This is a genomic window from Stappia sp., assembly GCF_048268045.1.
Lineage (GTDB): Bacteria > Pseudomonadota > Alphaproteobacteria > Rhizobiales > Stappiaceae > Stappia.
In genome coordinates this window covers 1-22,868 of sequence record NZ_JBLWWG010000010.1, presented here as the reverse complement: position 1 = coordinate 22,868, position 22,868 = coordinate 1, and the positions used below count along the sequence as shown (strand labels likewise).

Annotated in this window: 27 protein-coding genes; 20 read left to right on the top strand and 7 right to left on the bottom strand. The window is 66.1% G+C overall.

Annotated elements, in window-relative coordinates; genetic code table 11:
• Nucleotides 1-62: 62 nt before the first annotated feature.
• A complete protein-coding gene (locus ACN0WF_RS15720; RefSeq protein WP_417773726.1) occupies nt 63-923 on the bottom strand; it encodes an SDR family oxidoreductase in 861 nt (286 codons plus the stop codon).
• Nucleotides 924-1,054: 131 nt separating this feature from the next.
• Here ACN0WF_RS15720 and ACN0WF_RS15715 point away from each other — a divergent pair, with 131 nt between their 5' ends.
• The 5 genes from ACN0WF_RS15715 (at nt 1,055) to ACN0WF_RS15695 (ending at nt 4,884) form a co-directional block, all read left to right on the top strand.
• A complete protein-coding gene (locus ACN0WF_RS15715; RefSeq protein WP_417773725.1) occupies nt 1,055-1,504 on the top strand; it encodes a winged helix-turn-helix transcriptional regulator in 450 nt (149 codons plus the stop codon).
• Nucleotides 1,504-2,328 (top strand): alpha/beta fold hydrolase, encoded by an 825-nt coding sequence (locus ACN0WF_RS15710; protein ID WP_417773724.1) that lies wholly within the window; start codon nt 1,504-1,506, stop codon nt 2,326-2,328. The genes ACN0WF_RS15715 and ACN0WF_RS15710 overlap by 1 nt, the downstream gene beginning before the upstream one ends.
• A gap of 85 nt (nt 2,329-2,413) precedes the next feature.
• A complete protein-coding gene (locus tag ACN0WF_RS15705; protein ID WP_417773723.1) occupies nt 2,414-3,859 on the top strand; it encodes a M24 family metallopeptidase in 1,446 nt (481 codons plus the stop codon).
• A gap of 64 nt (nt 3,860-3,923) precedes the next feature.
• On the top strand, nt 3,924-4,598 hold the full coding sequence (locus ACN0WF_RS15700; RefSeq protein WP_417773722.1) for a CerR family C-terminal domain-containing protein: 675 nt from the start codon (nt 3,924-3,926) through the stop codon (nt 4,596-4,598).
• A gap of 16 nt (nt 4,599-4,614) precedes the next feature.
• Entirely contained in the window at nt 4,615-4,884 is a 270-nt protein-coding gene (locus tag ACN0WF_RS15695; protein ID WP_417773721.1) for a hypothetical protein, read from the top strand.
• A 39-nt stretch (nt 4,885-4,923) separates the two neighbouring features.
• On the opposite strand, the gene msrB is transcribed toward ACN0WF_RS15695, so the two are convergent.
• The gene (gene msrB / locus ACN0WF_RS15690; protein ID WP_417773720.1) at nt 4,924-5,334 is read right to left on the bottom strand and encodes a peptide-methionine (R)-S-oxide reductase MsrB; all 411 of its coding nucleotides are present in this window, start codon (nt 5,332-5,334) and stop codon (nt 4,924-4,926) included.
• Between the two features lie 235 nt (nt 5,335-5,569).
• Here msrB and ACN0WF_RS15685 point away from each other — a divergent pair, with 235 nt between their 5' ends.
• From ACN0WF_RS15685 to ACN0WF_RS15650, 8 genes are all read left to right on the top strand, one after another.
• Nucleotides 5,570-7,972: a putative monovalent cation/H+ antiporter subunit A gene (locus ACN0WF_RS15685; RefSeq protein WP_417773719.1), complete on the top strand. Its 2,403-nt coding sequence runs from the start codon at nt 5,570-5,572 to the stop codon at nt 7,970-7,972.
• Nucleotides 7,969-8,388 carry a Na+/H+ antiporter subunit B gene (locus ACN0WF_RS15680; RefSeq protein WP_417773718.1) on the top strand — a complete coding sequence of 140 codons (420 nt, stop codon included), beginning with the start codon at nt 7,969-7,971 and terminating at the stop codon, nt 8,386-8,388. The genes ACN0WF_RS15685 and ACN0WF_RS15680 overlap by 4 nt, the downstream gene beginning before the upstream one ends.
• Nucleotides 8,388-8,765 carry a Na+/H+ antiporter subunit C gene (locus ACN0WF_RS15675; protein WP_417773717.1) on the top strand — a complete coding sequence of 126 codons (378 nt, stop codon included), beginning with the start codon at nt 8,388-8,390 and terminating at the stop codon, nt 8,763-8,765. Before ACN0WF_RS15680 ends, ACN0WF_RS15675 begins: the two co-directional genes overlap by 1 nt.
• 2 nt (nt 8,766-8,767) lie before the next feature.
• Nucleotides 8,768-10,351, top strand: coding sequence for a Na+/H+ antiporter subunit D (locus tag ACN0WF_RS15670; protein WP_417773716.1), 1,584 nt, complete (start codon nt 8,768-8,770; stop codon nt 10,349-10,351).
• Entirely contained in the window at nt 10,348-10,824 is a 477-nt protein-coding gene (locus ACN0WF_RS15665) for a Na+/H+ antiporter subunit E (protein ID WP_417773715.1), read from the top strand. The genes ACN0WF_RS15670 and ACN0WF_RS15665 overlap by 4 nt, the downstream gene beginning before the upstream one ends.
• Nucleotides 10,821-11,177, top strand: coding sequence for a cation:proton antiporter (locus ACN0WF_RS15660; protein ID WP_417773714.1), 357 nt, complete (start codon nt 10,821-10,823; stop codon nt 11,175-11,177). The genes ACN0WF_RS15665 and ACN0WF_RS15660 overlap by 4 nt, the downstream gene beginning before the upstream one ends.
• On the top strand, nt 11,174-11,509 hold the full coding sequence (gene mnhG, locus ACN0WF_RS15655; protein ID WP_417773713.1) for a monovalent cation/H(+) antiporter subunit G: 336 nt from the start codon (nt 11,174-11,176) through the stop codon (nt 11,507-11,509). The genes ACN0WF_RS15660 and mnhG overlap by 4 nt, the downstream gene beginning before the upstream one ends.
• 333 nt (nt 11,510-11,842) lie before the next feature.
• Nucleotides 11,843-12,259, top strand: a complete 417-nt coding sequence (locus ACN0WF_RS15650; protein ID WP_417773712.1) for a MucR family transcriptional regulator — start codon at nt 11,843-11,845, stop codon at nt 12,257-12,259.
• A 136-nt stretch (nt 12,260-12,395) separates the two neighbouring features.
• Here ACN0WF_RS15650 and ACN0WF_RS15645 read toward each other — a convergent pair whose 3' ends face one another.
• Nucleotides 12,396-12,677: a hypothetical protein gene (locus tag ACN0WF_RS15645; protein ID WP_417773711.1), complete on the bottom strand. Its 282-nt coding sequence runs from the start codon at nt 12,675-12,677 to the stop codon at nt 12,396-12,398.
• Nucleotides 12,678-12,918: 241 nt separating this feature from the next.
• On the opposite strand from ACN0WF_RS15645, the gene ACN0WF_RS15640 reads away from it, so the two are divergent.
• Both ACN0WF_RS15640 and ACN0WF_RS15635 read left to right on the top strand, forming a co-directional pair.
• On the top strand, nt 12,919-13,323 hold the full coding sequence (locus ACN0WF_RS15640) for a helix-turn-helix domain-containing protein (protein WP_417773710.1): 405 nt from the start codon (nt 12,919-12,921) through the stop codon (nt 13,321-13,323).
• On the top strand, nt 13,323-14,111 hold the full coding sequence (locus ACN0WF_RS15635) for a DUF6456 domain-containing protein (RefSeq protein ID WP_417773709.1): 789 nt from the start codon (nt 13,323-13,325) through the stop codon (nt 14,109-14,111). The genes ACN0WF_RS15640 and ACN0WF_RS15635 overlap by 1 nt, the downstream gene beginning before the upstream one ends.
• A gap of 36 nt (nt 14,112-14,147) precedes the next feature.
• Here ACN0WF_RS15635 and ACN0WF_RS15630 read toward each other — a convergent pair whose 3' ends face one another.
• Nucleotides 14,148-14,579, bottom strand: a complete 432-nt coding sequence (locus ACN0WF_RS15630; protein WP_417773708.1) for a SufE family protein — start codon at nt 14,577-14,579, stop codon at nt 14,148-14,150.
• 276 nt (nt 14,580-14,855) lie between these two features.
• Complete coding sequence (locus tag ACN0WF_RS15625; protein ID WP_417773707.1) at nt 14,856-15,338, bottom strand: DUF5330 domain-containing protein; 483 nt, start codon at nt 15,336-15,338, stop codon at nt 14,856-14,858.
• A 309-nt stretch (nt 15,339-15,647) separates the two neighbouring features.
• Here ACN0WF_RS15625 and ACN0WF_RS15620 point away from each other — a divergent pair, with 309 nt between their 5' ends.
• From ACN0WF_RS15620 to ACN0WF_RS15605, 4 genes are all read left to right on the top strand, one after another.
• On the top strand, nt 15,648-17,597 hold the full coding sequence (locus tag ACN0WF_RS15620) for an ATP-binding protein (RefSeq protein WP_417773706.1): 1,950 nt from the start codon (nt 15,648-15,650) through the stop codon (nt 17,595-17,597).
• A gap of 16 nt (nt 17,598-17,613) precedes the next feature.
• A complete protein-coding gene (locus ACN0WF_RS15615; protein ID WP_417773705.1) occupies nt 17,614-18,480 on the top strand; it encodes a peptidoglycan-binding domain-containing protein in 867 nt (288 codons plus the stop codon).
• Between the two features lie 87 nt (nt 18,481-18,567).
• Nucleotides 18,568-18,912 carry a DUF1491 family protein gene (locus ACN0WF_RS15610; protein WP_417773704.1) on the top strand — a complete coding sequence of 115 codons (345 nt, stop codon included), beginning with the start codon at nt 18,568-18,570 and terminating at the stop codon, nt 18,910-18,912.
• A gap of 242 nt (nt 18,913-19,154) precedes the next feature.
• Nucleotides 19,155-20,450 carry a PAS domain-containing methyl-accepting chemotaxis protein gene (locus ACN0WF_RS15605; RefSeq protein WP_417773703.1) on the top strand — a complete coding sequence of 432 codons (1,296 nt, stop codon included), beginning with the start codon at nt 19,155-19,157 and terminating at the stop codon, nt 20,448-20,450.
• Between the two features lie 156 nt (nt 20,451-20,606).
• Here ACN0WF_RS15605 and ACN0WF_RS15600 read toward each other — a convergent pair whose 3' ends face one another.
• Both ACN0WF_RS15600 and ACN0WF_RS15595 read right to left on the bottom strand, forming a co-directional pair.
• Complete coding sequence (locus tag ACN0WF_RS15600) at nt 20,607-21,464, bottom strand: hypothetical protein (RefSeq protein ID WP_417773702.1); 858 nt, start codon at nt 21,462-21,464, stop codon at nt 20,607-20,609.
• A 96-nt stretch (nt 21,465-21,560) separates the two neighbouring features.
• Nucleotides 21,561-21,785, bottom strand: a complete 225-nt coding sequence (locus ACN0WF_RS15595) for a hypothetical protein (protein ID WP_417773701.1) — start codon at nt 21,783-21,785, stop codon at nt 21,561-21,563.
• A gap of 205 nt (nt 21,786-21,990) precedes the next feature.
• On the opposite strand from ACN0WF_RS15595, the gene ACN0WF_RS15590 reads away from it, so the two are divergent.
• Nucleotides 21,991-22,868: DUF2336 domain-containing protein (locus tag ACN0WF_RS15590; protein ID WP_417773700.1), on the top strand; the 878-nt coding region annotated here is incomplete at its 3' end.

The window sequence follows — 22,868 nt, the reverse complement described above, 5'->3', positions numbered from 1 at the left end:
CAAGAGGAAAAGGCCGGCGCGGGAACTCTCCGCGCCGGCTTTTGTCTATCATGTCCGGCGGATTACTTCGCTGCGGCGAGCGCCGTCGCGACCGCTGCCGCCAGCGTGCCGGTCGGCCGACCGGCGAGGCGCGACAGCGTCCGGTCGTCGCTGAAGAGCGCGCCCTTCGCTGTTCCGGCGTCGGAATCTGCGAGGATCGCGGCGAAGCCCTCCGGCAGGCCGACCTTTATGAGCAGGGCAGCATACTCGGCCTGCGACATGTCGTTGTAGACGACCGGCTTGCCGGACTGGCGGGCCACTTCCGCGGCGAGTTCCGCGCGGGTGAACGATGTATCGCCGGCCAGTTCGTAGACCGTCTGCGCCGTCGGCGGATCGCGCAGGACGCTGGCGGCGGCGGCCGCGTAGTCGGCGCGCAAGGCCGCGGAAATGCGTCCCTCTCCCGAGGCGCCGGCGATTGCGCCCAGCTCCGGGGCGGAGACGATGGCCGAATGGAAGTTCTCAAGGTACCAGCCGTTGCGCAGCACCGCCACCGGCACGGAAAGCTCCGCCAGCATGGCCTCCGTCGCGACGTGCTCTTCTGCGAGAGCGAGCGGGGACGTGTCGGCGCGGAGCAGGCTCGTGTAGGCGATGAAGCCGACGCCGGTCGCCTTCGCCGCCTCGATCACCGCCCGGTGCTGCGGCGTGCGCTTGCCGATCTCGCTTGAGGAAATGATGAGCAGCCTGTCGACCCCGGCGAGCGCCGTGCCGAGCGTTTCGGGCGCGTCATAGTCTCCACGCACCACCTGGACGCCGCGTGCGGCAAGGTCTGCGACCTTCTCCGGCGAGCGGACGATGGCGCGGATGGAGGAGGGGGCTTCGGTCTCGAGCAGCGCATCTATGACATGGCGTCCGAGAGCGCCGCTGGCGCCGGTTACTGCGATCATGGAAAAGCTCCTTTCGGGCAACGTCGATACACCCCATATGAAGCACGTACTTTCGATTTGTAAGTACGCACAAAAAGGTTAGTTTAAAAAGATGGCCTTCCTCCGGAACGTGCCACCGAAAGGAGACGCGGATGACGAAAGAGAAAGCCGGGAAGACGGGAGCGCCCGCGCCTGGCTTCCAGGACGAAGCGCCTCTGCCGCTGTCGGAGCGCATGCGCCGGGGGGATCTGTTCAGCGTGGCTTGTCCCTCGCGCGAGGTTCTCAAGCATGCGACCAGCCGCTGGGGCGTGCTGGTTCTTCTCGGGTTGAGCGAGGGAACCTTCCGCTTCGCCGAACTCCGGCGCAAGGTCGGGGGCGTTAGCGAGAAGATGCTGTCGCAGACGCTGCAGCTGCTGGAAGCCGACGGGCTGGTCGCGCGCCGCTCCTATCCGGTGGTGCCGCCGCATGTCGAATACAGCCTCACGGAGCTCGGGTGCGAGGCGGGCGAGCGTGTGCGCGAACTTGCCGACTGGATCGAGGTCAACATGCCCCGCATCGCCGAGGCGCAGGCGCGCGTCCGGCCTTGCGAGGCGGCGGAGTGATGGGGGCAGGAGGGGGGATCGTCGCGGAGGACGTTTGGGTTCGTGACAGGAGGGTCGGCCCGAACGGAGCCCACCGTTTCGCGCGCGCGTGGACCCCGAAGGCGCTCGGGTCGACGGGCGCGCGAGGGCCTGCGCCGATCGTTCTGTTTCATGAATCCCTTGGCTGTGTCGCGCTCTGGAAGAGCTTTCCGGAACAGCTCGCCATGGCAACGGGGCGGCGGATCATCGCCTTTGACCGGCTGGGGTTCGGCCGCTCGGATCCCTTGCATCATCGGTCCGGCTTCGACTTCATCGCCCGTGAGGGCCTCGATACGGTTCCGCTGCTGCAGGAGGCGTTCGGCTTCAGCCGCTTTGTCGCCTGCGGTCACAGCGTCGGCGGGGGCATGGCCGTGGAAACGGCGGCTCGGATGCGCGGCGCATGCGCCGCGCTGGTCACCATTGCCGCCCAGTCCTTTGTCGAGGAGCGCACGCTGAAGGGGGTGCGCGCGGCGGAGGCGGTGTTCCGAACGCCCGAGAGCCTCGCCCGGCTTGCGCGCCATCATGGCGACAAGGCCCGCTTCGTTGTCGAATTCTGGACCCGCACCTGGCTCGATCCGGCCTTCGCCGACTGGACACTGGATGCGGCTCTTGCGGAGGTGACCTGTCCGCTGCTCGCCATCCATGGCGTCGACGACGAGTACGGCTCACCCGCCCACGCCCGCCGCATTGCGGGCGCGCATGGGGAGCTGCTTTTGATGGCCGGGGCCGGACACATGCTGCATCGCATGCGCGAGGCCGAACTTGTCGCCGCCATCGCCGCGTTCCTGGCGCGTCTCGACGTCTGAGGGCCCGGCCCAAATCGCCCGAAAGATCCGCCGCCTTTGATCTCGCACCTCTCGAAAGTCAGCCTGCCGGGCCAAGCAGGGGTATATGACCGGAGGCATGATTAATTCATTTGAATTGTTCATTCGAATGAATTACGAATTAGGCGTTCAACGTCTCCATGAGGATGTCATGAAACGCCGAGATTTTTTGGGACTGTCCGCGGCGGCCATGCTGAGCAATCTGCATTCGGCCAATGCCACCAGCGCAACCCCGACCACAAGTGAGGGTGCTGCGCCGCTGCACCTGGATGCGGCGCCACGTCTTTCGCTCGCCGAGCGTGACCGGCGATGGGGAACGGCACGTGAAATCATGAAGAAAGCCGGCGTCGAGGGGCTCATTGTCTATGGCGACAGAGAGTCCTCCGCTCCGGCCCCTTTCGCTCCCGACAGCTATTTTACCAATGATCGGCTGGGGTCCATTGTCGTCTTCAAGGGAGATGAGCCGCCGGTGGTGCTTGCGTTTGCTCCGATGGCCGTATCCGACCACATGCAAGCACGCTTGCGTGGCGATCAGCAGTGGCTTGAGCCCGAGCAGATCTACGTGGGCAAGAGCGGCGCGCACCTGGTTTCGCTCCTGGATCGCATTGGCCTCACAGGGAAGGTCGGTGTGATCGGTCTGGAGCCCTATCCGCCCTTCTACTTCGACGGAGCCATTCCGTTCGGCATATGGAACGCCGTCCGAGAGGCGTTTCCCAAGGCCGAATTCAAGCCGGTATATCGCGAGTACTTCATGTTGACCGCAGCGCATAGCGCGGAGGAGCTGGCCCTCATTCGACATGCCGCCGGGATCGGTGAAAAGATGTGCGAAGCGATGAGGGCCGCGACCAAGCCCGGCGTGAGTGAGGCTGATATCGTCGCCGCGACCACAGCCGAATGCCTGCGCAACGCCGGCTTTACCGCGGAGGTCCTTTTCGGGTCCGGACACGAGTTCATCGGCTGGGGACCGGCTCCCTGGACGTATCGCGCCCAACCACCCAGGGTGATCGAAGAAGGTGACGTGGTTCTTGCCGAGGTCTTCGCATTCTACGGCATGTACGAAACCCAGCACCAACCCGCGATAACGGTGGGAAGGGCGCATCCGGAGTTTGAACGCGCCGCAGCCGTTGCCAGGGCCTGCTACGAGGAAGGGCTGCAGGCCCTGCGTCCCGGGCGCACATTCGGCGAAGTCGTGGACATCATGGAAGCGCCCTTGCTCGCCTCCGGCGGCTGGCATGTCCATCCCCTGATCCACAGCATCAATCCCTACGGGCCAATTGGCTTCGGATCGGCCCCTGGGCCGGAGTCTCTGCCGGAAGCGTCGGCTTACGGTTCGATCGGGCGCCTTCCGACCACATGGCGCGACTTGCCGCTGCAGGAAGGCATGTCCTTCGCCTTTGAAACGAATTGCGCGTTTGGCAGGCATCTGGCAAATCTGGGTGGAACCGTTCTCGTTGGCGCCGATGGAGGCATTGAGCTCAATCAGAACTCGACCAACGTAATGAGAGCCGGTTGAAACAAGGCAGGCGCCTGACCGAATTCACGGTTGGGCGCTTTCCAATACATAAAAAGTCCAGACGATGAGCAGCAGGATCGAGAGTCAGAGCAAGTCTTCGGAAATTACACGCGCGAAACTGATTGATGCAGGACTAAAACTCTTTGCCGAGTTCGGCATGGACGGTGTGCGCACACGCACCCTGGCCGAAGCAGCGGGCGTCAATCAGGCCGCGATACCCTACCATTTTGGCGGCAAGGAAGGCGTTTACGCCGCCGTGCTCGAAGAAACCGCCAGGGAAATCGCGGATGGATTGGCCTCAACGGGCCTGCTGCAAATCTCCGCCGCAGAGATCGAAACGATGTCGCGGGCTCTGTGCCTGGAAAACCTGCGCGCCCTGATCCGCGCCTTCACGCTCCTGATCCTGTCGCCCGGCCGGTCGACCGATCGCACCATCTTGATCGTCAGGGAGCAGCTTCGGCCAACAGAAAACTTCGATCTCCTTTTCCGAAGCTTCATCGAGCCGATACACAAAGCCGTCAGCAGTATTGTTGCGCGACTGAACAACCATCGTGCGGACGATGGAACCATCATAATACGCGCGCACGCGATCATCGGTCAGGTTTTGGCATTTGCCGTTGCTCAACAGTCCTATCTGCTGCGATCGGGCAGCTCCGAAATGTCGCTTGAGAACGTGGAAGAGATTGCAAACGTCATTTCCGAAATGGCCGTGATATCCGCAGGTTCCAGCGGAAACTGAGAGTGCCGACATCTCGTTGTCCGCAAGAGATCGAGCCCCCGCGGACTGGTCCTCCGAAACCGGCGCCGGGCGCGACTACGAGACCTTCAATCCGCTCTTTTACGCCGTCGATGTGGTGCTGCCGCTGGTCGATCTGGGACAGGAAGCGGCCTGGGCGCCGTCTCCGGCGCGCGGCGGATGGGGCGCTTTCACCCACACCGCCCAGAAGGTCTTCGTGATCCTGGGCTGGGTCGTCGCGGCGATCTTCGCCGGTGCGGTCACCGGCATCATTCGCCATGACGATTAAGGGGGCGGGGCGCCGGGGAGGGATGTGACCTGCCCGCCCTCACTCCTCCTCGAAGGTCATTGCGGTGCCGTTCATGCAATAGCGCAGGCCGGTCGGCGGCGGGCCGTCGGGGAAGACGTGGCCGAGGTGTCCGTCGCAGGTGGCGCAGCGGATTTCCGTGCGCACCATGCCGTGCGAGCGGTCGACGATCTCCGTGATCGCATCCGGTGTCACCGCCTCGAAGAAGCTCGGCCAGCCGCATCCGGCGTCGAACTTGGTGTCCGAGCGAAACAGCGGCGTGCCGCAGCCGGCGCAGGAATAGAGGCCGTTGGAGAAGGTGTTCCAGAAGGGGCCGGAAAAGGGCCGCTCGGTGCCGGCACGGCGCAGAACGTGGAATTGCTCGGGCGAAAGCTGCGCCTGCCATTCGGCTTCGCTCTTCTCGAGTTTCGGCTTGTCGGCAGCATCGGCCATGTCGAGCGTCCTCTTCGTCAAGGTGGGGGCGATCATCACAAATAGGAACGTATTTCCGCCCTCGCAATGGGGCGGCGCAAACTTCGGAAAAGCTTCGCGAAATGTGCCGATAATCGCTTGCCCGGGAAAGTGTGGCGGTTATATGTGAGGCGAATTTCTTAACCAGCGCGCCTTTACAAGGTCGTATCACGATCCTGTGCGCTCTCGTTGTGCGACCATTTTCCTGAGGAGGCCCATGCCGCTCCTAGGTTTCGAGGCGACTTTCATCGCCGTTCTGGCTCCGTTCGTGGCAGCTGCCGTCGCGCCGTTCCTGACGCGCGCCCTTGGCCACAACGCCGCCTGGCCACTGGCGCTGGTTCCGGCCGGCATCTTCCTCCATTTCGCGGGCCTGGCTCCCGAGGTCGCCGAAGGCGCCCGGTTCATGCCCGCGATATCCTGGGCACCCTACTACGGGGTGAACCTGTCGTTCCTGATCGATGGACTGTCGACGCTTTTCGCACTGCTCATCTCGGGCATCGGCACCTTCATCATTCTCTATGCGGGCGGCTATCTGAAGGGCCATCCGCATCAGGGGCGCTTCTTCTCCTTTCTGTTCCTGTTCATGGGCGCGATGCTCGGGCTGGTGCTCGGCAATGATCTGATCACGCTGTTCATCTTCTGGGAACTGACCTCGATCACCTCCTTCCTGCTGATCGGCTTCGATCATCTGCGCGCGGCCTCGCGCCGCGCCGCGCTGCAGGCGCTGGTGGTGACCGGCGGCGGCGGCCTTTCGCTGCTGGCGGGCTTCCTGCTGATCATCAACCTCACCGGCGAGACCTCGATGAGCGGCGTTCTCGCCTCCGGCGACATGCTGCGCGAGAACGGGCTCTATGCGCTGGTGCTGGTGCTGGTGCTCGGCGGCGCCTTTACCAAGTCGGCGCAGTTCCCGTTCCACTTCTGGCTACCCAACGCCATGGAAGCGCCGACGCCCGTCTCCGCTTTCCTGCACTCCGCGACCATGGTGAAAGCCGGCGTCTATCTGCTGATGCGCATGCATCCGGTGCTTGGCGACACGATGCTCTGGACGACGATCCTGCCGTTGTTCGGCGGCGTGACGCTCATCATCGGCACGCTGCTCGCCATCCGCCAGACCGACCTGAAGCTGATGCTCGCCTACACGACAGTGGCCTCGCTCGGTCTGCTTGTCATGCTGACGGGCACGAGCTGGGACAAGGCAATCGAGGGCGCGGCGCTCTATCTGCTCGCCCACTCGCTGTTCAAGGGCGCGCTCTTCATGGTCGCCGGCACCGTCGATCATGAGGCCGGTACCCGCGACATCACCCGTCTCGGCGGCCTCAGGGGCGCCATGCCGGTGACCTTCGCCGCCGCCTGTCTCGCGGCGCTGTCGATGTGCGGCCTGCCGCCCTTCATCGGCTTCATCGCCAAGGAGTACATGTACGCCGGCACCTTCGAGGGGGCGGGCCTGCCGTCCACCGCGACGATGCTGATCACCGCCACCGCGGTGCTGGGCAACGCGATGATGCTGGTCATCGCCGCCGCTGTCGTCATCAAACCCTTCCTGGGGGCGAAGGTGGAGACGCCCAAGCATGCCCACGAAGGCCCGGTGCTGCTTTTCGCCGGCCCCGTCGTGCTGTCGCTCACGGGGCTTGCCGCCGCGCTGCTGGCCCATACGACGGGCGAGCTCTTCATTGCTCCGGTGGTGACCTCGATCCTTGGCGCGCCTTCCGGCGTGGTGCTGCACCTGGTGCCCGACCACATCGGCGCGCCGCTGATCCTGTCGCTGACGACGATTGCGCTCGGCGTGGTGCTCTATCTCTCGCTCGACCGGCTGCGGGCGGTCATCGCCGCCGTGCTTTCCGCCATCGGCTGGGGGCCGGACCGTGGGTTCGACCAGTTCATCGCCGGCATTGTCACACTGTCGACGCGCTTCACCCGGCTGGTTCAGGGCGGGCGCATGGACGTCTACATGACGCTGACGTTCCTGTTCGTGGCCGTGGCGCTGCTTGTGCCGCTGATCGCAACCGGAAACTGGCCGGCGGCGATCTCCATGCCGGGCTTCCGTTTCTACGAATGGGGCGTTCTGGCCATCGCCGCCTCTGGCCTCTATGCGGTGCTCATTGCCCGCACCCGCCTGACGGCCATCGTCTCGCTGGGCATCCAGGGCTTCGCGGTTGCGCTGATCTTCATGCTCTTCGGCGCGCCGGACCTGTCCTTCACCCAGTTCATGGTGGAGACGCTGTCGGTGGTGATCCTGGCCCTGGTCATGACCCGGCTCAATCTGCAGCCGCGCGACCATCGGCCGATGCTGCCGCGCGTCCTGCACGGCGTCATTGCCGCCGGTGTCGGCATCGGCTTCGCCGCGCTGCTGATCCGCATCACACAGATGCCGTTCGACCGCTCGCTGTCGGACTTCTTCGAGGCCTACAGCCGGACGATTGCCCACGGCCGCAACATCGTCAACGTGATCCTGGTCGACTTCCGCGGCTTCGATACCTTTGGCGAGATCTCGGTCGTGATGCTCGCCGGACTTTGCGTGCTGGCGCTGATCCGCGTGCGGCCGAAACGGGAGCGCGCCTTCGCGCTCGACCGGGCGGCTGGCGATGAGGCGATTGAGAAGCACGAGGAGGCGCGCGTATGAGAACCGTCATCTTTCGCACCATCGCCCCCTATCTGGCGGCGCTGATGGTGCTCTTCTCGATCTTCGTGCTGTTGCGCGGCCATAACGAGCCTGGCGGCGGCTTCATCGGCGGCCTGATCGCCGCCTCGGCTTTCGCCATCTACGGCATCGCCTGTGGCGTGGCCGCGGTGCGGCGGGCGATCAGTTTTCACCCGATGAGCATTTCCGCCTCGGGTGTGTTTCTTGCCGGCATCTCCGGCCTGCCGTCGCTGTTCAGGGGGCAGCCCTTCATGACCAGCCAGTGGTGGTACGTGCAGGTGGCCGACGTGGAGGTGGCGCTGTCGACCCCGATGTTCTTCGACATCGGCGTCTATCTCGTCGTCGTCGGCTCGATCACGTCGATCGCGCTCGCGCTCGAGGAAAGGGAGAGCGACTGATGGAAGCCGCACTTTCGATCCTGATCGGCCTGTTCTTCACCGTCGCGGTCTATCTGCTGATGTCGCGTCAGCTGGTGCGCGTCCTGCTTGGCATCGCCATTCTCGGCAATGCGGTGAACCTGCTGATCTTCACCGCCGGGCGTCTTTTGCGGGAGGTTCCGCCGATCATTCCCGGGGACCAGATGGTTCCCGCCGAGACGATCGCCAACCCGCTGCCGCAGGCGCTGATCCTCACGGCCATCGTGATTTCCTTCTCCTTCTTCGCCTTCCTTCTGGTGCTGTCCTTCCGCGCCTACCAGGAGCTCGGCACGGATGACGCCAGCGAGATGCGCGTCGCCGAGCCGACCGGTGAAGCTTCGCCGCCGCAAGGGTACTGAGAATGGCAGCAACCGAACTCACCGTGGATATCTCCAATGCGATGAGCATGGAGCCGGTGGCCGCCGCCGACTGGCTGATGGTGGCCCCGCTCGTGCTCACCGCCATGGGCGGCGCGCTCTGCGTGATGACGCGCAAGAACACCAGGATCCAGCCGGCGATCGCCATCACCGTGCTGACGCTGCTGGTGGTTGTCTGTGCCAGCCTGCTCCTGCGGGTGCTCGATCACGGCGTTCTGACGATGGTCGCCGGCAACTGGCTCGCCCCCTTCGGCATCGCCTTCACCGTCGACGCGCTGGGCGCGACGCTTGCCCTGAGCGCCTCGGTTGTCGCGCTTTGCGCCGCCGTCTACGGCATCTCGGACGTGGATTCCTCCGGCCGGCGATACGGGTTCTATCCGTTCCTGATGCTGATGATGACGGGTGTCTGCGGGGCGTTCCTGACCGGCGACCTGTTCAACCTCTATGTCTGGTTCGAGGTGCTGCTGATTTCGTCCTTCGGCCTGATCGTGCTTGGCAATGAGCGCGCGCAGCTCGATGGCGCCGTCAAGTACGCGTTGCTCAACATCATCGCGACGACGTTGTTCCTGCTGGCGACGGGCCTGCTCTACGGCATCCTCGGCACGCTCAACATGGCCGACATCGCCATCAAGGCGCGGGCCATTGGCACCAGCGGCCCGCTGATGACCGTCGCCGTTCTCTTCTTCCTGGCCTTTGCCATGAAGGCGGCGGCCTTCCCGGTGAACTTCTGGCTGCCGGCCTCCTACCACACGCCGCGCATCGTCGTGGCGGCGGTCTTCGCCGGCCTGCTCACCAAGGTTGGCGTCTATGCGCTGCTGCGCATCTTCGTGCTGCTGCTGCCGGACGCGCGCGTGGAGCTCGCCGATCTTATCGCGGTTGTCGCCATCGCCACCATGCTTACCGGCGTGCTTGGCGCGCTGGCGCAGACGGACCTGCGCCGGTTGCTTGGCTATCTGGTGATTTCCGGCATTGGCTCCATGCTCGCCGGTCTTGCCATCGGCACGGCGCCGGCGCTCTCGGGCGCGATCTTCTACGCCGTGCATTCGATCGTGGTCATGACCGCGCTCTACATGGCGGCCGGCATGATGAACGCGCTCGGCGGTTCCTATTCGCTGCGTGAGCTCGGCGGTCTCTACCGGGTCAGCCCGGCTCTTGCCGCCGTGTTCCTGATGCTTGGCTTCGCGGTCTCGGGCCTGCCGCCCTTCTCGGGCTTCTGGCCCAAGGTGATCCTCGTTGACGCCGCGTTGCGTGGCGGCCACGGCTGGATCGCCGCCGCCATTCTCGTGACCGGCCTGCTGACGACCATCGCCATCGGCCGGGTGTGGATCTATGCCTTCTGGCGCGGTGGCGCGGAAGGAACCGCAGACGGTACGGTGACCGCCTTCCATGTCCCCGAGCGGGGGGCGACGGCGGCCAATGTCTGGCTTCCGATCCTGCTGCTCCTGGCGATCGTCATCGTTCTGGGCGTCCAGCCCGAGCCGATGATGCAGCTTGCGGGCAAGGGCGCGGGAACGCTGATCGATCCCACCGGCTATATCCGTTCCGTCCTGGGAGTTGCAGCGCAATGACCGGTCTTTTCCTGATCAATCTGCTGATGGCGCTCGCTTGGGGCGCGGTGACCGGCAGCTTCTCCGTCGTCAACCTGGTGTTCGGCTTTGCCCTCGGCGCGCTCGCGCTCTACCTGATCCGCGAGCAGGTCGGCACCGTCAGATATGGCGAGCGCGTCTGGCGCGTCACCAGCCTGGCGCTTCTGTTCATCTATGAGCTTGTGCTTTCGGCGCTGCGTGTCGCGCGCATCGTCCTGTCGCCGAGCATGAACCTGAAGCCGGGCATCATCGCCTATCCGCTGACCGTCGACCGCGATTTCGAGATCACGATGCTTGCCAACCTGATCACGCTGACGCCGGGCACCCTGTCCGTCGACGTGTCCGAGGACCGCAAGGTCATCTACATCCATTGCATCGACGTGCCGGATCCGCAGGCGACGATCGACGACATCAAGAACGGGTTCGAGCGCAAGATTCTGGAGGCCTTCCGATGAGCAGTCTCGCGGCATTCTCCGGCCAGTTCCTCGATGCCTGCGTTGCGATCTCGCTGGCGGTGCTGACCGTGTCCTTCGCCCTGATCGTCGTGCGCATCGTGCGCGGGCCGACGCTGCCCGACAGGGTGGTTGCGCTCGACATGCTGGTCGCCGTCGGCATCGGCTTCATCGCCGCCATCGGCGTTCAGACCGACTATTATCTCTACCTCGACATTGCCATCGCGCTTGGACTGGTCGGGTTTCTGGCGACCGTCGCCTTCGCCCGTTTCGTGCTCAATCGCGGGCGCGCCAAGGACGCGACGATTGTCGACGAGGTCCGCGATACCGTCACCGAAAGGGAGGCTGGCCGATGAACCCGCTGTTCGAAATCGCCGTCGGTATCGTGCTGGTCGTCGGCTCGCTTTTCTCGCTGATCGCGGCCATCGGCCTGCTGCGGCTCAAGGATGTCTACATGCGCATGCATGCCGGCTCCAAGGCCGGCACGCTCGGCTCGGGACTGATGCTGATCGCGCTGGCGATCCATGCCCATGAGATCGACGTGGTGACCCGGGCGATTGCCGGCGTGGTCTTTTTCCTGCTGACCGCACCGGTGGCCGCCCATCTGCTCGCAAAAGCTGCGTTGGAGGTCGGTTACCGCCCCTGCGCGGATACGCATATCGATGAAATGCCGCGCGGCGAGGATTGACGCAGCGCCTTCATGGCACTGCTTTGCGGCAGTGCCATGAGCCATTTTCGTTTCTTGCCATGAATTCTTCGCAATCTGCTTGTGCAACCTGCGATGAAAACTAACACGTAGCGTTGATATCGCGCCGGAATGCGATTTCGTTCAATTGAAATCTGGAAGATTTCTCTTGTCGCCATTGAAGTGGCGATATATACGACTGCCATGCCTTTTGATCGGCAGAATCGTGGATGGAATCGTGGTTTTCGCAGTACTGCCACAGTACGCGGAGCCAATTTCCCGATCTTTTTTGTCGGTCTATTTCCTGTCTGTTCCGACATAACTGGTGGGTAGAAAATGACTGAGACAGTCGCCGACGACAACATCATTGACCTGACCGCCGATATCGTTTCGGCTTATGTGTCCAACAACACGGTCGCATCTGCCGATCTGGCAAGCCTTATCAACGAGGTTTACAACGCGCTGCACCGCACGAGCAGCGCGGCGGTCGAGCCTGAGCCGGAGCCGCTTCGCCCGGCAGTCGCGGTGAAGAAGTCGGTCACGCCCGACTACATCATCTGTCTCGAGGACGGCAAGAAGTTCAAGTCGCTGAAGCGTCACCTGCGTACGCACTACGACATGTCGCCGGAAGAATACCGCGAGAAGTGGGGCCTGCCGAGCGACTACCCGATGGTTGCTCCCAACTATGCGGCTGCCCGCTCGGAGCTGGCCAAGAAGATGGGTCTGGGCCAGCAGCGCAAGCGCGGCAAGTGATCCAGCAGGTCCCGGCCTTGGGGTAACCCGGCCGGAACATGATCGTCCAGAGAAGCCGTCGCGGCCCTCCCGCGCCGGCTTCTCTGCGTTTTGACACAGGGGCGATCCGGGGCGTTCGCGCCCGCCACGGCGGCGGCTATTCGCCGTGAGGCTTTGGGTCGGCCACATTTTGCGTATGGCGTGCCAGGGCTTGTGCCTGTTGCAAGGCCACCAGGCGGTTGGCGTCGAACATCCACGACCCCGCGCGCCCGCGCTCCAGCTCGCGGCGCTCCTCCCTTGCCAGCCAGTCGAGCGTCGAGACCGGATCCTTCTTGCCCGGATCTCCGCCGAGACGCGTGACGACGCGCCGATACAGCGCCCTTGCCGCCGCCGGCGAGGACGGCAGCGGCAATGGGCTGGCGTCTTTTCTTCCGGTCATGGTGGGCGGTTCCTTCTGTATCGCGGAAGGCTGGGGCAAGGCTGTGCCCCGGCACGGGACTGCGCGTGTCGCCGTCGGTTGCGGTTCCTGGAACAGACATCTTGGGCCCGTGCGCGCGGGCCGGGAATTTCCCGGCCGTGAGGCACGTCTGAGAGGCAGGGCGCGGGGACTTATCCCCTTGCGCGAGAAATTCGCGTAATTGTATAGGAATATAAACCTAAGATTGTCTGGAGGGTGTGCAATGATTGGAGAAGGCCTGATCCTGGGCGGGGCATTGCCTGGACAGCCGGGAGCGCCGGCGGGTGGGGGGCGGCTTGTGAGGCCGCGTGGCGCGGGAACGATCATCGATGCCTATGTGATGTCGGCGTTCGATGTGGCGCGCGAGGATATCGAGCGGGCGAGCAGGGGGCCGGCCCATGTCGCGCTTGCCCGCCAGGTCGCGATGTATCTTCATCATGTGTTGCTGGGGCAGTCGCTGACGCAGGTCGCGGCGCGCTTCGGTCGCGACAGAACCACGGTCGCCCATGCCTGCCGGCTGGTGGAGGACCGGCGCGACGACGCAGCCTTCGACAGGCTTCTGGCGATACTTGAGGAAGGCATCGGAGCCAGCCTCGGCCACCTTCCTGCGCGCCGGGGGCATGCGTGATGGCGGACGGACTGTCGAGCGCGCGTTCGGGGGATGTTGGCGAGCGTGCGCTCGACCGGCTGCTTGGCAGGTTGCGGGCATCCGCCGGCTGGCGGCTCTCCCCCGAGGGCGCGAACCTGGCGCTCCACCCGCTCGAAGGCGGCGGCGGGCTTGCCTGCTCAAGGGCGCTGTTCGATCGGGCGGCGTCGGACGGGCTGGTCGAGCGCGCTGGGGCGGGGGTGCGGATCTCGGACCTGGGCCTTGCCCGTCTCGACCGGCTGCGGGGCGGGGCGGACGGCTTTCGCGTGCAACATCAGCTGCGGGGCACGCGCCGATTTGCAGAGCCCGGTGGCGCGGTCCTGATGGCCGAGGTCAACCTGGCCGAAAGCCCGCTCGCATGGCTGAGAACACGGCGCGGCCGTGATGGCCGCTCATTGATCGATGAGGCGCAGTTTGCCGCCGGAGAGCGCCTGCGGGCCGACCATGCCTTCGGCCAGATCGTGCCCGGTCTGGCGCGTCCGTCATGGGAGGGGATCGCCACCGGTCGGATCGATGGCGGGCGCGGCGCGGGGCGCGGCGGGGTCGCCGATCTCAGCGACCAGACTGTCGCCGCGCGCGAACGTGTGGAGCGCGCGCTTCGCGCCGTCGGTCAGGAACTGACGCCGGTTCTTCTGGCGGTCTGTTGCGAGCTGAAGGGGCTGGAGCAGGTGGAAAAAGAGCGCGGCTGGCCGGCGCGCTCCGCCAAGATCATCCTGTCTCTGGCGCTGACGCGCCTTGCCCGCCACTACGGCTACGCCGAGCGGGCCTGACCGTGCGGCTGGCTCCCGCGCGCAGGACCCCGAAGCTCAGGCGTGTGCCAGCGCGGCCCGGGCTTCCGCGCGGATGCGTTCGACCATCGACTTGAGGCCATTGGCGCGCTGCGGGGAGAGATGTTCCTTCAGGCCGATGCGGGCGAAGATTTCGTCGATGTCGGTTTCGGCGATTTCCGCGGCCGTCCGGCCCGAATAGGTGGCGAGCACGATGGCCACCAGCCCCTTGACGATATGGGCATCGCTGTCGCCCTGATAGACGAGAATCGGCGCGCTGTCGTTCCCGTTCTGGAGTGTCTTCGTCAGCCACACCTGCGACGCGCAGCCACGCACCTTGTTGGCATCGGTGCGTTCGCTCTCCGGGAACTCCGGCAGCATCCGGCCGAGCTCGATCACATAGCGATAGCGGTCGTCCCAGTCTTCGAGGAACTCGAAATTGTCGAGGATTTCGGAAAGGGGAGGGATCATCGTGCGCCGTTTGGTCAGGTGTCGGTTCGCGCTCTTATATAGAGGCAAGACAGCGTCTGGCAAACCGCGCGGGGACAGGGAAAAAGAAGACCCGCGGGCGAAAAGGGCAGCAATTCGCCCGCGGGGGCGGAGAACCCGCCAAGGGTTTGGCGCTTGCATCGGGACATGAGGCGCCGGCAAGTGCATGTCGGGTGGAGGATTTTCCTCCGCCCGGAAGATATCGGCCGCTTCTCCGTCAGCCCGAAAGGCCGGGCGGCGGGGAAGCGGCCGCAAGGGTCAGACCGGCCGGTCGCTGGCGCGGGGCTTGGGCCGGGGAAGCGCGACGGGACCGTGCGGGACAAGCTGGTCCGGGGCCGCCGCGAGCGTGGTGGCCGGCGCGCCGGCCGGCTCGGTGTTGGCCGCGACCGGAACCAGCTTCCATTCGGGAGCAAGGTCCTCGGCCGTCAGCGTGTTGGTTCCGCCGGTGACCGTCGTATCCGGCGCGAGGCCGTCGCCGGTCTCCTCGTCGAGATAGTCATAGATCATGCGCGCGCTGACCCGGGCCTTGGCACCGATGCGGGCGATGGCCTGGCCGCCGGTTTCGCAGGCGGCCGGATTGCGGGTGCAAAAGCCGCTGAGGTCGCTGATCGTCGACTGTGCGGCGAAGAAGGCGTTGACCGGGTTGAGACCCGGCGTTTCCGTGCTTTCCGGTCCGGTGTCGATCGGCAGGATCAGGAGCACGAGCCCGATCCAGAAGGCCGACTTCAGAAGGAAGTACATGTTTGCTGCCCTTGATAACCTGTCACTGCGGAGGCGATCGCCGTTTCTCATTTGGCGGAACGGTCGTCGATCTCCGTCATGGCAGTCACTCTAGCACGCACCTTCCAACGCGCGGTTGAGCCAGCAGGCAGCATTTTCGGCAAATTAGAGTCGTGTTTTTCGAAAATTCGATTCAAATTTTATCTAAATTGTCGCAAGCCCGCGACGTCGGGGAAAAGTCGTGGAAATTCAGCGTATCCCCGTCTTCGGGCGCCCCGCGGCAGCGCCGCGTTTCACGCTTCCTTAAACCGTTCCTGTGACCATCGCGGCATGAAGTTTTCGATGGGCGGCAAGGGTGCCGACAGAACCGACATGACACCGGACCTTTCGCGCGGGCTGTCGTTCGCGCGCGGCTTTCTCGAAGGATTGGTGCACCCTCAGGTGGCCGGCGATGCGCTGGCCGGCCGACGTCACCGGCTGTTCATTCTCCGCCATCTGGCGCTCGGGGGACTGGCGCTTGCGCTGCTGCCCCTGAGCCTTGCCTTCCATGGCGCGACGACACCGGCGCTGGCGCTGGCCTTCGCCTGGCTCACCGCCCACCTGCCGCTGGCCATGTATGTCTCGCGCACCGGCGAACTGGCGCGCGGTCAAGCGGTCTCGGCCGGGTTCTTCGCCCTCTTCATCGCCGCGCTTGCCGCCATGACCGGCGGGCTCGCCTCGCCGGTGCTTGCCTTCCTGGCGCTGGTGCCGCTGGAGGCGGTGCTGGCCGGGTCGCGGCGCACGATCATGGCGCTGCTGGCTCTCGCGCTGGCGCTTCTCGCGGCCCTTGCCGTCTTCGCCGAAAGCGTGCCGGCTCTTGTCGGTCCTGCGCCCTCGGGCACGACGCTCGCCGCGATCGCCACCGCCGCCGCGCTTCTCTATGGAACGCTGCTGGCCCTGCGCGCCCGCGAGGAACTTGCCATGGAACGCCAGCGGGCGCAGGAAGCGGAAGCCCGGCACGAGCAGGTCGCAGCGCTTCGCGGCGACGCGGTGGCGGTGATTCTCTCCGGTGGCCGGCTCCAGTCGGTGACGCCCTCGGTGCGTGCGGTGCTGGGCCTGGGGCCGGTCGACATCCAGGGTGAGCGCTTCTTCGAACGGCTGCATGTCGCCGACCGCCCGCTCTACCTCAAGACCGTTTCCGACACATTGGCCGACGGCAGGCCGCGCACGCTGGAGCTGCGCCTGCGTCGGGGCAATGGCCGTCCGGGCGACCCGGGCCGTCCGGGTTACGGCTGGGTGGCGCTCGACTGCAACCCCGCGCCGGCGCCGGCCTTGCTGCCGCTGGCCGGTCTGCCCGCCGGGAGCAAGGCGCTTGTCTGTGCGCTGCGCGATATCGACGCGCGCAAGGTCGCGGAAGCCGAGCGCGACACGGCGCGCGCTGCCGCCGCGGACGCCTTGCAGGCACGCGCCCGCTTCCTTGCCACCGTCGGCGACGAGTTGCGCGCTCCGCTTTCCGCCATTCTCGGCTTTTCGGAGGTGATGCGGGCGATGCCGCGCGCCGGCCTCGACGAAGCCCGCATCGCCGACTACGCCGGCCTGATCCATCGTTCCGGCAGCCACCTGCTCGGATCTCTCGACGACATGCTGGAGATGGCGCGGCTGGAAGCGGGCGATGTCGCGCTTCATGCCGAAAGTTTCGACCTGCGCGCCTGCCTCGACGATTGCCGCCGCGCGCTGGAGCCGGACGCGGCCGCCCGTCGGCAGACCATCGCCACCGACATGCCGCTGCAGCTCGGCCCGGCGATTGCCGATCCGCGCGCCTGCCGGCAGATCGCGCTCAAGCTGATCTCGAATGCGCTCAAGTTCACGCCCGAGGGCGGCCGCGTCGTCGTCTTCGCCCGCAAGGGACCGGCCGGCCTCGTCTTCGGCGTTCGCGACACCGGCATCGGCATCGCTCCCGAGGACCGCGAGCGGGTCATGCAGCCCTTTGTCCGGCTGGCCGAGTCGGAGGAGCGCGAGGGCGCCGGCGTCGGCCTTGCCGTGGTCAATGCGCTGGTCGACCTGCATGGTGGCCATGTGGAGATTGAAAGCCGCCTTGGCGAGGGCGCCTGCATCTCCGTGCTGCTTCCCAATCTGCCGGAAGGCGCGATCCGGTCGCGTGGCACGGCGGCATGCGCACCGCTGAAGGCGTCGACCACCACTGCGCGCGCCAATCGCGGCGCGCATCCGGGCGCGCGCCGTTCCGACGCGGCCGAAAGCGACGCCGGCAGGTCGTCCGCCGCCTGGAAGGACATCGCATGAGCGCGGAGCGCGGACGATGAGCCGATCCCGCAGGGGCGACGCCCCGAAGACCCCGAAGACGCAGGGACGACGCCCGGCGGGCGGCTCGGCGCGCGACGACGGCCGTACGGGCATGGGCATGGGCTCGGGGATCGGCGCGGCGGCGCTTGATAATCCGGTGGCAGCCGGCGGAACGCTGGTGATGGCGCTGACCGCCTCGCTGATCGTCGCCAACGCCACCTTCTTCCAGACGACCCGCCATCAGGCCCCGCTGGTGCACACGCGTGATATGCCGGTATCGATGCAGGACGTGGGCCAGCAGGCCCCGGACCCGACCGCGCTGCGCCGCCAGAAGCTGGTCCGCGAAGTGCAGATCGAACTGCGCCGCCTCGGCATGTATGAGGGAACGCTCGACGGGCTCGTCGGCCCTGCGACGGAGCGCGGCGTGCGCGCCTGGGAGCGCGCACGCGGCATTCCCGAAACAGGAGCCATCGACGACAGGCTGCTGGCCCGCCTGGCGATGGACGACGGCGTTTCCGGTGGCGCGATCCCCGTGCCGCCGCTGCCGCCGCAGCAGGGGCAGTCGTCGTCGGCGGCTCCCGAAACCGCGCCGGCGACCCCGGCGTCCTCGGGACCGGGCGACATCGGCTCGCTGATCGCGGCAAGCGGCGGGGCCGCCGTGCCGCCGCAGAACCCGGCCGCCGTAAGCGCGGAGCGGGCGCGGATCTCGAAAGTGCAGGGGGCGCTTGCCGATCTCGGCTACGGCCCGATCACGGTGGACGGCTTCTTCGGCGAGCAGACCGCCAATGCCATCCGCCGCTTCGAACTCGACCGGGGCCTCGCGATCACCGGCGAGATCGGCCCGGTGCTCGAGCGCGAGCTGGACCGCGTGCGCAGAAGGTGACGCGGAGCGGGCGGGCCGCTAGGCTGCGTCCGCGCGAAAACCCGCCGCGATCCTCCGCGTGCGGCCAAACCGAACGGACCTTCTGTCATGCGACTGACCTCCGACTTCTGGGTCTCCGCGCTCGTGCGCCGATGCTACGGCGAGAATGCCTACGCCAGCGTTGCCGCGCGCGGCTCGCCGGAAGCCGGCGCCATCTACCTGATCGCCGACAGGCTGGACGGCACGCTCGACCTCTATGGTCCGGCCCCGCAGAGCTACTTCGACGAGACGACCGCCGGCGAGCGCCTGTTCGAGAAGCTGATCGCGCAGGGCGACAGGGAGGCGGTCGCGGCGCGCCTGGCGTCCGAGCGGCGGATGGATCCCGATATCTGGGTCGTGGAGATCGAGGACCGCGAGGCGCGGCTGTTCTGGGAAGTCGTGTCCGACAGCTGAGGGCGGGTACTGCCGAGATCAGATCGAAACTCTACGTTATTTCATTTTTTACGAGTCTAGAGAAATATGACGATTATCAGTGCGCGCCTGCTGCGTGTTTTAACGAGGATTTCTCGGAGAAATACCACGATCTGCCGGATATCCGGCCGGGTGTCCGGTTGGTATCGCGGAAGCGGTGTCGGTTGCCCGTGCGCACGGGAGGCAAGGTAGCGGTCCGCTTTAGGGCCCTGATGGAGAGCGGAATGTTCAATCGGATGAAGTCGAAGAGCGACGAACTCATTGAGGTTCTCGGGAATTTCTGCGGCGTTGGGCTGTGGGATGCGGTTCTCGTCAACGAGGATGCGCTTCATCCGAAGAGTAAGTGGACATGGACCAACGAGTTCCGCCGTCTTGTCGGCTACACCTCCGAGGCCGACTTCCCGAACAAGTGCGAGAGCTGGTCGGACAAGCTGCATCCCGATGATGTCGCACCGACCTTTGCCGCCTTCGGCGGTGCGCTGAAGAAGGTTCCGGGCAAAAAGTCCTTTTACGACGTGACCTACCGGCTGAAGTGTGCGGATGGCGAGTATCGCTGGTTTCGTGCGACCGGCGGCATCGTGCATGACGCGACCGGCAAGGCGATCCGTGCCTGTGGCTCGCTGGTCAATGTCCATGAGGCGACGCTTGCCGCCGAGACGTCCAAGCAGCGCGCCGAGCTGCTCGCTCAGATGAGCTCCGAGTTCAATCGCCAGATGGACGCGCTGACCGGCACGCTCTCGGGAGCGGCGACCGAGCTGGAGGCGACCGCGCGCCAGCTCACCGACACCGCGCAGCACACGTCCTCGCGCTCCGAGGCGGTGGTGCATGCCGCCGGCGAGGCGAGCGAGAATGTCGCCTCCGTCGCCGGCGCGGCCGAGGAACTCGGTCAGTCGGTTTCGGAAATCGGACGTCAGGTCCATCAGTCGGCAGCGCTGTCGAAGGGCGCCGTGCGCGAGGCGGAGACAACGGCTACCATCGTCTCTGAGCTGAGCACCGTTGCCGCCTCGATCGGCGGCGTCGTCGAGATGATTTCCGGCCTTGCCGCGCAAACCAACCTTCTGGCCCTCAACGCCACCATCGAGGCGGCCCGGGCCGGCGAGGCCGGCAAGGGCTTTGCGGTCGTCGCCGCCGAGGTGAAGCAGCTTGCCGACCAGACCGCGCGGGCGACCGCCGATATCTCGGACAAGGTTGCCGCGATCCAGTCCTCGACGGAACGGGCGGTCGACGTCATCGGCGGCATTTCGGAAACCATTCAGCGCATCGACGAGGCGTCCTCCTCGATCTCCTCCGCCGTTGAGCAGCAGACTGCCTCGACCCAGGAAATCGTCGGCGCGGTGGCGCGTGCCGCCGCCAGCGCCAGTGAGGTGACGTCGAACATCTCCGACGTCACCCGCGTCGCCAATGACACCGGCGCCGCCGCGGAGCAGGTGCTCTCCGCCTCGGGCGATCTGGCGGTGCAGGCGACGCAGCTGCGCAACCAGGTCGAGGACTTCGTCCGCAAGGTCGCAGCCGTCGCCTGAGGAGCGCGCGCGCCCGCACTCGCGATCAAGGAAAAACACATCCGGCGGCGCCAGAAGGCGCCGCCGGATCCGTTTCAAGCTGGTGGTGAATGCTCATGTGCGACGGGGAGCGGGGCCCCGGCGGCTTCGGATGAAGGGGACCCCGACGCGCTTGCGCTATTTCTGTGGGGGCGGGCGCTCCGTGCCCCAGTTCTTGTAGATGCGCGAAGGACGGGTCGGTTCTTCCTGGCCATAGCGGTTGCCGACGTCGCATCCCTTTTCGAGCTGCACGACCTCCGCGGCGAGTTTCTTCCAGGCGGAATTGGCGTCCCAGACCTTGTCATGAGAAGGGGTCTCGACCTCAAGCGAGTCGATGGCGTTGCGGTAGGACACCAGCCGGTAGCGCAGGGCCTGACCGGCCCAGTCGATGTAGCGGCGGTTTTCCCAGACGCGCGCCTGGGCGCCGACAAGTTCCTCTTGCGAGGTGATGTCACGCCGGCCGAGCGCCCTGAGGCGCTCCTGGTCGGCCGCCGTCACCCGTGTCGCCACTTCGCAGAAGGGAGGGACGAGATCGGCATCGCCGCGCGCGTCCGCGGCGACCTTGTCATAGCGCGCCTCGCTGGAGCGGTAGCGGTCCGAGCGCAGGTACTTGTAATAGAGGCCCGGGTCGGCGGTCCCGGTCTCGGGCAGGATCCGGGTTCGCATCAATTCGGTGCGAGAGCCCTCGATCCAGTCCTGTGTCGAGGGCGGGCGGATCAGCGTCCAGCCTCTCTCGCGCAGCTCGCGCTCGTCGTCGGTGAGGTTGAACCGCGACACCGGTTCGCCGCGGTTGGCGGCAAGTTGCGCTCCGGCCTCCGGCATCAACAGGTCGTGAACGACGGACGGCGCGGCGCGGTCGAAGTCGCCCGTCGGGCGCTGGCAGCCGCCGGTCGCGGCACCAAGCGCCAGGGCTGCGAGGCCAAGTGCGAGCCGCTGCGCGCGGCGAGGCGCACGCGGTCGCAAGACGGCAGGGGCGGTGCGCGTGGCGGTGGTCACCCTTCAATCTTTCCCGTCCGGGCGCGTCCGGCCGCGGGGCTGCGGCGTGCGGGCCTCAAGCCCCCGAAAGCCCGGCTTCGGTCCTGTCGCGGGTCGTCAGTACGAAAAGCCCGGGTCGAGTTCCGCGCCGAGACGCGGGGCGCTTTCCTTGTTGCGCCCGATTCGTGCGGCCAGATCAAGGCCCGCGTCGCTTCCGTGGCGCTCCATGCGCACGCCGGGAAAGATCACGACCTCGCCTCGGCCCTCAGATCGCCGTGTTCCCGGGCGAAGCATGTTGCGCGCGGGACGACGGGAGAGATGGAAAATCAGAACTGTACCCATTGCATCCTCCATGAGTCTCGAAAGCCGGGCGGCAGGCCCGGGTTCCAACCCTGGCAGGTGACGAGGAACTATCTGCCGTTAGGTCAGTAGGAACGAGTCACGGTTAACAAGTCGCTAACGGTTTTGTGTCACTTTGAGGCAGTTGGCCGGGGCGTGCCCACCCGGCCGGCGTGTATGGCGTAACGTGGCACAAGCAAGCCCGGTCGTGTCGAAATCACCGAAGCATCCGGCCGCCGAAGGCGGCGAGCACTCCAGGAAGGCGATGGACGGCGTCGTGGATCTTCCCATGGAACCGGACGACGAGCGCAGGTCCCACCTTCTGCAGGCGGCGACGGAGCTCTATGTGTCTCGCTCTGGTCATGACCAGGGCGAGCAGCGCATCTATGTCGAGCTTTTCCGCCAGCTTCTGCCCGACACGCCGCCCGAGCTGCGGCTGTCGATTGCCGGTCTCGTCGCCAATTATCCGGAGACGCCCGTCGCCTGTCTCGAACAGCTTGTCGCCGACCCCAGCGTTCCCGTCGCAGCCCTTGCCCTTGCCAGCCCTAGGCCTCTGTCCGCCGTCGCCCTGATCGGTTGCGCCGCGCGCGGGCCGGAGCGCATTCGCGCCTGCGTCGCCCGCCGCGCCGAACTCGAGCCTTCCGTCGTCGTTGCGCTCATTCGCCACGCCGCGCCCGACACGGTCACCACCTTGCTGGCGCGCAAGGACGTGGCGCTCGACGAGGACGGGCTTGTCGCCGTGCTCGGCCGCGCCGACCTGCTGCCCGGCCTTGCCGCGCCGCTTGCGCGCCAGCATGTGCTGCCCGCGCGGCTGCTTTTCGCGCTGTTTCTCGATCTCGACGAGGGCGGGCGCATGGAAGCGCTCGCCGCGGCCGAGACCCGCGCCCTCGCGGATCTGGTGCGCAAGGGCGATCACTCCATTCTCAATGCCGCTTTCAAGCCGGCGGTGCTGAAGTCGCTGGTCGATGCCGCGCTCGCCGGCGGCGCGGCGGCCTTTGCCGCGCATCTGGCCTATGTGCTCGATCTCGACGGCGAGACGGCGGCGCGGATCGTCGAGGATCCGGGCGGTGAGGCGCTGATGGTGGC

What these genes read in the sequence shown, in the direction of transcription:
- ACN0WF_RS15680 (WP_417773718.1), top strand. Translation starts at nt 7,969, where the DNA reads ATGAGAACCGTCATCTTTCGCACCATCGCCCCCTATCTGGCGGCGCTG.
- ACN0WF_RS15685 (WP_417773719.1), top strand. Translation starts at nt 5,570, where the DNA reads ATGCCGCTCCTAGGTTTCGAGGCGACTTTCATCGCCGTTCTGGCTCCG.
- ACN0WF_RS15605 (WP_417773703.1), top strand. Translation starts at nt 19,155, where the DNA reads ATGTTCAATCGGATGAAGTCGAAGAGCGACGAACTCATTGAGGTTCTC.
- ACN0WF_RS15660 (WP_417773714.1), top strand. Translation starts at nt 10,821, where the DNA reads ATGAGCAGTCTCGCGGCATTCTCCGGCCAGTTCCTCGATGCCTGCGTT.
- ACN0WF_RS15665 (WP_417773715.1), top strand. Translation starts at nt 10,348, where the DNA reads ATGACCGGTCTTTTCCTGATCAATCTGCTGATGGCGCTCGCTTGGGGC.
- ACN0WF_RS15620 (WP_417773706.1), top strand. Translation starts at nt 15,648, where the DNA reads ATGAAGTTTTCGATGGGCGGCAAGGGTGCCGACAGAACCGACATGACA.
- ACN0WF_RS15640 (WP_417773710.1), top strand. Translation starts at nt 12,919, where the DNA reads ATGATTGGAGAAGGCCTGATCCTGGGCGGGGCATTGCCTGGACAGCCG.
- ACN0WF_RS15650 (WP_417773712.1), top strand. Translation starts at nt 11,843, where the DNA reads ATGACTGAGACAGTCGCCGACGACAACATCATTGACCTGACCGCCGAT.
- ACN0WF_RS15670 (WP_417773716.1), top strand. Translation starts at nt 8,768, where the DNA reads ATGGCAGCAACCGAACTCACCGTGGATATCTCCAATGCGATGAGCATG.
- ACN0WF_RS15595 (WP_417773701.1), bottom strand. Translation starts at nt 21,785, where the DNA reads ATGGGTACAGTTCTGATTTTCCATCTCTCCCGTCGTCCCGCGCGCAAC.
- ACN0WF_RS15705 (WP_417773723.1), top strand. Translation starts at nt 2,414, where the DNA reads ATGACCGGAGGCATGATTAATTCATTTGAATTGTTCATTCGAATGAAT.
- ACN0WF_RS15720 (WP_417773726.1), bottom strand. Translation starts at nt 923, where the DNA reads ATGATCGCAGTAACCGGCGCCAGCGGCGCTCTCGGACGCCATGTCATA.
- ACN0WF_RS15700 (WP_417773722.1), top strand. Translation starts at nt 3,924, where the DNA reads ATGAGCAGCAGGATCGAGAGTCAGAGCAAGTCTTCGGAAATTACACGC.
- ACN0WF_RS15710 (WP_417773724.1), top strand. Translation starts at nt 1,504, where the DNA reads ATGGGGGCAGGAGGGGGGATCGTCGCGGAGGACGTTTGGGTTCGTGAC.
- ACN0WF_RS15625 (WP_417773707.1), bottom strand. Translation starts at nt 15,338, where the DNA reads ATGTACTTCCTTCTGAAGTCGGCCTTCTGGATCGGGCTCGTGCTCCTG.
- ACN0WF_RS15635 (WP_417773709.1), top strand. Translation starts at nt 13,323, where the DNA reads ATGGCGGACGGACTGTCGAGCGCGCGTTCGGGGGATGTTGGCGAGCGT.
- msrB (WP_417773720.1), bottom strand. Translation starts at nt 5,334, where the DNA reads ATGGCCGATGCTGCCGACAAGCCGAAACTCGAGAAGAGCGAAGCCGAA.
- ACN0WF_RS15645 (WP_417773711.1), bottom strand. Translation starts at nt 12,677, where the DNA reads ATGACCGGAAGAAAAGACGCCAGCCCATTGCCGCTGCCGTCCTCGCCG.
- ACN0WF_RS15715 (WP_417773725.1), top strand. Translation starts at nt 1,055, where the DNA reads ATGACGAAAGAGAAAGCCGGGAAGACGGGAGCGCCCGCGCCTGGCTTC.
- mnhG (WP_417773713.1), top strand. Translation starts at nt 11,174, where the DNA reads ATGAACCCGCTGTTCGAAATCGCCGTCGGTATCGTGCTGGTCGTCGGC.
- ACN0WF_RS15675 (WP_417773717.1), top strand. Translation starts at nt 8,388, where the DNA reads ATGGAAGCCGCACTTTCGATCCTGATCGGCCTGTTCTTCACCGTCGCG.
- ACN0WF_RS15615 (WP_417773705.1), top strand. Translation starts at nt 17,614, where the DNA reads ATGAGCCGATCCCGCAGGGGCGACGCCCCGAAGACCCCGAAGACGCAG.
- ACN0WF_RS15630 (WP_417773708.1), bottom strand. Translation starts at nt 14,579, where the DNA reads ATGATCCCTCCCCTTTCCGAAATCCTCGACAATTTCGAGTTCCTCGAA.
- ACN0WF_RS15610 (WP_417773704.1), top strand. Translation starts at nt 18,568, where the DNA reads ATGCGACTGACCTCCGACTTCTGGGTCTCCGCGCTCGTGCGCCGATGC.